The 7,934-nt window shown below is 46.9% G+C and carries 8 protein-coding genes and 1 tRNA gene; 7 read left to right on the forward strand and 2 right to left on the reverse strand.

What is annotated here, in order from left to right; translation table 11 throughout:
- Positions 1–48: 48 nt before the first annotated feature.
- The 6 genes from aroQ to B3Z75_RS04825 all read left to right on the forward strand — a co-directional run bounded on the left by aroQ (position 49) and on the right by B3Z75_RS04825 (position 5,756).
- Entirely contained in the window at positions 49–477 is a 429-nt protein-coding gene (aroQ, locus tag B3Z75_RS04800; protein ID WP_294068271.1) for a type II 3-dehydroquinate dehydratase, read from the forward strand.
- Positions 478–515: 38 nt separating this feature from the next.
- Positions 516–1,988: a pyruvate kinase gene (gene pyk, locus B3Z75_RS04805; RefSeq protein ID WP_294068243.1), complete on the forward strand. Its 1,473-nt coding sequence runs from the start codon at positions 516–518 to the stop codon at positions 1,986–1,988.
- Positions 1,988–2,629, forward strand: coding sequence for an O-methyltransferase (locus tag B3Z75_RS04810; RefSeq protein WP_294068244.1), 642 nt, complete (start codon positions 1,988–1,990; stop codon positions 2,627–2,629). The genes pyk and B3Z75_RS04810 overlap by 1 nt, the downstream gene beginning before the upstream one ends.
- Positions 2,630–2,633: 4 nt before the next feature.
- A complete protein-coding gene (gene rbfA, locus B3Z75_RS04815) occupies positions 2,634–2,972 on the forward strand; it encodes a 30S ribosome-binding factor RbfA (RefSeq protein WP_294068245.1) in 339 nt (112 codons plus the stop codon).
- A gap of 90 nt (positions 2,973–3,062) precedes the next feature.
- Positions 3,063–4,331 carry an FtsX-like permease family protein gene (locus tag B3Z75_RS04820; protein WP_294068246.1) on the forward strand — a complete coding sequence of 423 codons (1,269 nt, stop codon included), beginning with the start codon at positions 3,063–3,065 and terminating at the stop codon, positions 4,329–4,331.
- Positions 4,332–4,436: 105 nt separating this feature from the next.
- Positions 4,437–5,756 carry a UDP-glucose dehydrogenase family protein gene (locus tag B3Z75_RS04825; RefSeq protein ID WP_294068247.1) on the forward strand — a complete coding sequence of 440 codons (1,320 nt, stop codon included), beginning with the start codon at positions 4,437–4,439 and terminating at the stop codon, positions 5,754–5,756.
- A 25-nt stretch (positions 5,757–5,781) separates the two neighbouring features.
- Here B3Z75_RS04825 and B3Z75_RS04830 read toward each other — a convergent pair whose 3' ends face one another.
- Positions 5,782–7,026: a hypothetical protein gene (locus tag B3Z75_RS04830; RefSeq protein WP_294068248.1), complete on the reverse strand. Its 1,245-nt coding sequence runs from the start codon at positions 7,024–7,026 to the stop codon at positions 5,782–5,784.
- Between the two features lie 243 nt (positions 7,027–7,269).
- On the opposite strand from B3Z75_RS04830, the gene B3Z75_RS04835 reads away from it, so the two are divergent.
- Positions 7,270–7,344 (forward strand) — tRNA-Val (locus tag B3Z75_RS04835).
- A gap of 164 nt (positions 7,345–7,508) precedes the next feature.
- Here B3Z75_RS04835 and B3Z75_RS04840 read toward each other — a convergent pair.
- Positions 7,509–7,934: hypothetical protein (locus B3Z75_RS04840; RefSeq protein WP_294068249.1), on the reverse strand; the 426-nt coding region annotated here is incomplete at its 5' end.

A 7,934-nucleotide genomic window follows, 5' to 3' on the forward strand; every position in this document is an offset into this window, starting at 1 on the left:
AAGACGCAAGACAAGAAACCCAAGATCCAAGATAAAGAAGATACAACTATGAAGATTCAGATCATTAACGGGCCCAACCTCAATCTGCTTGGCGTGCGTGAGCCAAATGTATACGGACAGGATAATTTCAACGATTTTTTGACCCGGCTTCGGTCCGGTTATCCAGACATTGAAATCGGTTATTACCAGTCGAACATTGAAGGCGAACTTATCGACAAAATACAAGAGGCTGGTTTTGACAGTGCCGGAATTATCCTTAATGCCGGCGGATACACCCATACGTCGGTCGCCATCCGCGATGCCATCAAGGCTGTTTCGTCGCCCGTGGTAGAGGTGCATATCTCCAACGTACATGCGCGGGAGGAGTTTCGCCATCAATCGATGCTGACTGCCGTTTGCCTGGGTGTAATAGCTGGCTTTGGTCTGGATTCTTATCGTTTGGCTGTTGAGGCGATTAAGTCGCAAAACAAAAAGTAAATCCAAACGTTACATAGTTTGAAATATCAATATATAATATGCTTAAACAAACAAAAATTATCGCCACTATTTCCGACAAACGATGTGATATCCCTTTTCTGGAGGAGCTGTTTGATGCCGGAATGAATGTGGTACGACTCAATTCCGCCCATCTCAACGAGGAAGGCTTCCTGAATATTATCAATAATGTACGGCAGGTGTCGCCCCAGATTGCAATCCTTGTGGATACCAAAGGCCCCGAGATCCGCACTACGGTAGCTGAAAGTCCTATCGAGCTGAAGACAGGCGACATAATAAAAATTGTGGGTAACCCGTCGGGTATATCCTCGAGAGAAACCATTTACATTTCCTACTCCAACATCACCGAGGAGATGCATGTAGATGATGATATCCTGATTGACGACGGCGAGATAGACCTGAAAGTAACAGAAGTAAACAAGGACTACCTGCTTTGCTGTGTGATGAACGACGGCATTATCGGAAGTCGCAAAAGTGTGAACATTCCGGGTGTGCGGATCAATCTGCCGGCCATCACCTCCCGCGACAGAAACTTCATCGCTCTTTCGGTGAAGCACGATGTGGATTTCATTGCCCACTCCTTTGTGCGCAATAAGGAAGATGTACTGGCTGTACAGGAGATCCTGAACGAACTGAAAAGCCCCATCAAGATCATCGCCAAGATTGAAAATCAGGAAGGTGTAGATAATGCCGACGAAATCCTGGAAGCAGCGTATGGCATTATGGTAGCACGGGGTGATCTGGGTATAGAGGTCGCTCAGGAGAAGATACCCGGAATACAGCGTGTACTCATTAAGAAAGCCATACAACACAAGAAACCGGTGATTGTGGCTACACAAATGTTGCACTCGATGATCCAGAACCCGCGTCCCACGCGTGCCGAAATTACCGACATTGCCAATGCCATCTATTACCGCACCGACGCGGTGATGCTCAGCGGGGAGACAGCCTATGGCAAGTATCCGGTTGAAGCGGTGCGCACCATGGCCAAAACCGCATACGAGGCAGAACTGACCAAGCTGACCGAGAACGATATCCGTGTGCCGTACAATCCCGAAGATGATCGTGATGTGACGGAGTTTTTGGCTAAGCAGGCGGTGAAGTCATCCGTACGGCTGAATGTGAAAGCCATTGTGACGGACAGTCATACCGGTAAGACTGCGCGTGTGCTGGCGGCATTCCGGGGGAAAAGTCCCGTTTATGCCATCACCACCACGGGACGTCTGGCGCGGGAGCTGGCACTCTCCTATGGTATTCTGGCTGAGCTTCAGACGGGAAAGGGCGACGGCAATACGAAGGAGAGCCGAAGGGCCTATTTCACCGAAGCCATACGCAGGTTGATGGAAAAGAAGCTGATCGCACCCAAAGACCGCGTGGCCTATCTGGGGGGGAGCTTCGGGGAGGTGGGCGGCACCACTTATCTGGAAATTTCCGAAGTGTGGCGAATACTGGAAGCAAAAGAGAAATACAATTTACCCGATTATACGGAATAATGCAAACAGACGGTAGACTGGAGGAGTATATCCTTGCACACAGCGATGCTGAGCCGGAACTTCTGAGGAAGATCGACCGCGACACACATGTGAGGATGTTGCAGACCAACATGAATTCAGGGCATCTGCAGGGCAGGCTTTTGAAGATGCTAACACAGATGATCCATCCGAAACGAATTCTGGAGATAGGTACTTTTGTTGGTTATTCGGCACTTTGTTTAGCCGAAGGTCTTGATGAGGGCGGTGAACTGCACACCATCGAGATCGACGATGAAATAGAAGATATTGCCCGTGCAAACTTTGCCGAATCGGAGCATGGAGCGAAGATCACACTTCATATTGGCGATGCGCTGGAAATTATACCTCTCTTTGCCGACGAAAGTTTCGATCTGGCTTTTATGGACGGCGACAAAGAGTCTTATTGGGCACATTACGAAGCGCTATTGCCGAAAATGAAAAAGGGGGGATTCATCCTTGCGGATAATACACTATGGTATGGCAAGGTTTTAGAGAAGGTAAAAAGCAACGATTGGTCTACAAAAGGTATTCTTGACTTTAACAAGAGGGTGTCGGAAGACACCAGGGTGGAGAAGGTGATATTGCCTGTTCGTGACGGGTTAACGCTCATCAGAAAGAGATAAAAATATGGATTCAAACAGACAGCAAAAAGTAAACAGGCTGATACAGAAGGAGCTCAGCGAGATATTCTTGCTTGAGACAAAGAAGATGCAGGGGATGTTTATATCGGTAACCAACGTGCGTGTGTCGCCCGATCTGGGCCTTGCCCATGTGTACCTGAGCATATTTCCCTCAGAGAAAGCAGAAGAACTGGTGGTCAACATCAATGCAAACGTCAAGTCGGTACGTTTTGAACTTGGAAAAAGAGTGGGTAAACAACTGCGGGTTGTTCCGGAACTCACGTTCCATGTGGACGATTCGCTGGATTACATTGAAAACATAGACAGGTTGCTGAAAGACCGTTAAAATAGCTCTCTGTTGAACGTTTTTTACTACATGAGCTGAGGGGATACGTATGCTTACCTTATGCTGTCCCGTGAAAATGTGCATTGCAATATGAACCTATCTTTTTTCATTGCTCGGAGGTACCTTTTTTCGAAGAAATCGCACAATGCCATCAATGTGATTTCTCTAATATCCGTGTGCGGAATCGCCATAGCCACTATGGCTATGGTGTGTGTACTCTCTGTTTTTAACGGCTTTGGCGGTATCGTGGAAGATATGTTCAGTGCCATCGATCCCGATTTGAAAATTTCCGTGAAGCAGGGAAAGGTGTTCGACTACCATACCCCGGCATTTGATCAGGCGTTGCAGCTCCCCGGCGTGCAGTTGATCTCCGAGTCCCTTGAAGAAAATGCGTTGTTTACGTTCGAAGATCAGCAGGTGCCGGTGCACATGAAAGGCGTATCGGAAGATTTTAAGGTGATGACCGAAATGGATAAGCTGATGGTCGACGGGTCGTTCAGGCTGCGTGAAGATGTGGTGGATTATACGACACTGGGGGCAGGACTGGCTGTTACTCTCGGTGTGCGCCCCGGTTTTATCAATCCCATTGAAATCTATGCACCGCGGCGCGACGTGAGGGTGAACCTGGCCAATCCGGCTGCTGCATTCGCCACCGGCTATGTCCAGATAGGAGGAGTTTTCGGGCTTAATCAGCCGGAATACGACGAGCAGATGGCCATTATTCCTATTGAGCTTGCCCGCGAACTGTTTAATTACGCGACAGAGGTGACTTCACTCGAAATCAAACTTGATCCCGGTGCATCTGTAAACAAGATTAAACGGGAGATGGAACGTATTCTGGGAGACAATTTCCTTGTGGAGGACCGGTTTGAACAACAGCGTGAATCGTACCGCATGCTGCAGATCGAAAAATGGGTGACCTTTCTCATATTGGCATTTATTTTGCTGATTGCCGTGTTTAATGTAGTCGGTTCGCTTTCCATGCTCATCGTGGAGAAGAAAGAGGATGTCAGGAGCCTGCAGAATATGGGTGCCTCCAATCGGTTAATTTCCCGCATCTTCCTCTACGAAGGATGGCTTATCACATTGATCGGGATTGTGTCAGGTATTGTTACCGGGGTGATACTCTGTCTGCTGCAACAGCAGTTTGGCCTTTTAAAATTAAGCGATACCCCCGGTGCATACATCATCGATGCCTATCCGGTAATTCTGAAGGTAGGTGATTTGCTGATTGTCTTTGTCGTGGTGAGTCTGATCAGCCTGTTGACGGTTCTTTATCCAGTAAATAATTTAAAGAAAAAGATGTCGGTGAATCAGGAATCGGCTTTTAGCGCTCCCCTTAACGGAGATAGGTTTTGAGGGGAACGGCATGAGAAAGAGACCGGTATCATGATTCAGAAATCTGACGGGGAATATTCAACATTCAGCAAAGGAGAAAACGAATTAAGTTTAAACAGATATATTATGAGAATTGCAATTGTGGGTACGGGGTATGTAGGTCTGGTTTCGGGAGCTTGTTTTGCCGAGATGGGTGTGGACGTGACCTGTGTGGATATCGACAAAGATAAAATTGATGGTTTGAAAAATGGGATCATTCCTATCTACGAACCCGGCCTTAAGACCATTGTGATGCGGAATTACGAAGCCGGACGGCTCCATTTTACGACCGATCTGTCTTCAATACTGAACGAAATGCAGATTGTTTTTATTGCAGTAGGTACCCCTTCCGATGAAGAGGGCAATGCCGACCTTTCGTATGTGATGACGGTTGCCGATACAATTGCCGATAATATGAGCAATCCGTTGCTTATTGTGACCAAAAGTACGGTTCCTGTTGGTACCTCATTCAGGATCAGGGATGTGGTCCGGAAGAGGCTGGATGAGAGGGGGTTGCAGGATCTGAGGTTTGATGTGGCTTCCAATCCCGAATTTTTGAAGGAAGGGGCTGCCGTGAACGATTTTATGAGCCCCGACCGGGTAATTGTGGGTGTTGAGAGCAAAGATGCTGAGGAGTTGATGTCGAAGCTATACCGCCCTTTTCTTCTCAATAATTTCCGGGTCATCTTTATGGATATTTTGTCTTCCGAAATGACCAAGTATGCGTCCAACGCCATGCTCGCCACCCGTATCAGCTTTATGAACGACATCGCCAACCTGTGTGAACGGGTGGGAGCCGATGTAAATATGGTGCGCCGTGGAATGGGGAGTGACTCCCGTATTGGCAGAAGCTTTCTTTACCCCGGTTGCGGCTATGGAGGGAGTTGCTTCCCCAAGGATATCCGCGCCATCATGAAGGTAGGAGAAGATGTGGGATATGAGATGTCCGTGATTAAGGCGGTGGAGGAGGTGAACAACCGCCAAAAGACCATTTTGTTTCAAAAATTTAACAGCTGGTTCAACAGCGATGTCGAAGGGAAGACAGTGGCAGTGTGGGGATTATCCTTTAAGCCGGAGACCGACGATATGCGTGATGCGCCGTCGCTCACCCTGATTAGGAGCTTGCTCAATGCCGGTGTAAAGGTACGTGCCTACGATCCGGCAGCGATGCAGGAAGCACGCAAATACCTGGACGATAATATTTACTATGCTGCCGATATTTATGATGCCGCTAACGAAGCCGATGCGCTGATTGTGCCCACCGAGTGGAAAGAGTTTCGCATGCCCAACTGGTCCATTTTGAAAAAAATCATGAACAACCATCTGGTTGTCGATGGCCGCAATATTTATAGTAAGGAAGAACTGGCCTCTTATGGCTTCAGCTATAGCGGAATAGGGCAGAAATAATGCGTGGGCTTTGCTTTATCTGCACTTAGAAATCTCTTTTCACAGGACGCCCGAAGCCGCCAAAACTAAGCGTGATCATGTGCATGTTCCCTTCTAACAGATCCTGTTTTTTGCTGTAGTTGGGCATGTAAAAAGTATAGCGTAATCCCAGATAGGTTCCTCCATTGCGGGAGAGGTCTGTCGTTTTGTTCCAGGTGTTCAGTTTCAGATCCAGTCCGATCAGATAGTTCAGCGCCGACAATTCATCAAAATCGCCCAGCTCGGGATGATTCTTTATCTCTGTATCTGTGGGACCCATGCCCATTCCCCCGATCCCGATGAAAGGCGAAAATTTGATATCACGCCTTTGGTAAACCGGGTACTGAAGTGTTAGGTCGGCCCCCACCAGATATCCCTTGACATTGACCGGCCAGACGACTTCCTTATTCACAACCTCCCGCTTGGTTTTGGTGGAAGAATAGTTGAAGCGCAGGGAGAGATCTAAATCCCTGTAGAGCACATCCAGCGCGAAACCTCCGGCCACATTGTTGCTAAAATGTCTACTCAGACCACCTGTTAGCGTATTATAACCCAGATAAAATTCATATCCGAGCCCCCAGTCTCCGGGCCGGAACCGGTAACGGATAAACCGGCGTGTGTAGCCGGCATACTCACCTTCTCCGTAGGTATCCAGAAATTGGGTTGCCATAGAATTCATCTCCTCCATCTCCTGTTCATCGTCCACTCTTTCGGGTGTAAAAAGAAGAGCATAGAGCCACAATTTGAGGAACTCCTTCTCTTCCATGCTCAGTTCCGCATTGTCTATGTTAACAGTCAGCGGCAAATAGGATTCTGCAGATTTCTTTCCCACCTCCTCATGGAGACGATCGGTATCGGAAATCATTCTCAACATGGATGTGGTCCTGAACCTTTCATCCATCTGCCAGTAACTGTCACCATTCCAGTGGGTGTCAGCAGAAAACAGCTTAGCTTCATGGAGTAATTCAACATAATCTTCGGTCCAGAACGAAAGCAGCCAGTACTCAACAGGAAGATAAACTTTGTAAGGATTGTATATTTCACCGGCAAGATAATCTTTCACCTCTTTTAAGGCAGACAGATCTCCATTCCGCAGATGTTCCAGGGTGAGCGAACGACCTTTGGAGATCATTTCGAGATCACTGGCATGCCGGCTAAGTATTTCGTTTTTGATGGAGTCGTTCTGTTGCGCATTGATAAACGGGGTACTAAGTGTCAGAACAACGAATACCGTTATGATGCATCTTTTCATCGGTTGATGTTTAAATGATTGGAGTCTGTCTGTTCAAAAAGCACAAAGATAGAGTAAAATTTGCGGTTTTAATCGCCGCCTCGCACTTGGCGATTTTAAAACAGCATAAAATTACATGAAAATCTGCCTATTTCCAAGCGCGTGTGATAAAAATCATAAGAGGAGGATTTATGGAGGAAAGATAGGATTATTTATTATTATAGTTTTCAAATATCTATATTTTTGCTTAAATTTGCAGCCCCTGAACCGTTAGCTCAGCTGGTTTAGAGCGCTGCCTTGACAGGGCAGAGGCCACTGGTTCGAATCCAGTACGGTTCACTTCGTAAATCCCCAATCATTTACTTTCCGGTCGGTACCCTTTTCCGGAAGAACATTGATTCGCTATTTAAATCCAACGGAAATCCTTTTATAGCTCAGTTTTCTGTTGCTCACCATTTGAGCGTGGAAAAAGAGGCAAGCCTATTTTCCCTTCGTATGAATGATTAATCCGGTTTCTTTGTCATCGTAATTATCCAATAATTGCCGTCTTCTGTCAAAGAACAGATTCCTCCCATGTAATCTGCAATTTCCTGCCAGGTGTTTTGAGAACAAACAAGTAAATCCTCTTTGGTTACATTCCAGCTTTCGTATGTCGCCGGTGAAAGAAATTTAGCCTTGAAGGTTCTATTATTTCTTTCCAGCACTTCAACATACGTTGACATGATCTGAAGTCCCCAATTAAATCCTGAAGCCAATGCTTCAAATCCCATGGATGGATCCCAGGTCTTTGCAAATCTTGCCCCGATCATTTTGCCGGATTCTGCCGGAGATATTCCTGCGTTCTTGAAATGCTCTATCATGCTCAAGATAAGTACCCATCCGTGGTTGATTGCATTTCCGGCTTTAAAAATGGCTGCTGTATTTCCCGT

The organism is Proteiniphilum sp. UBA1028, assembly GCF_002316955.1.
Lineage (GTDB): Bacteria > Bacteroidota > Bacteroidia > Bacteroidales > Dysgonomonadaceae > Proteiniphilum.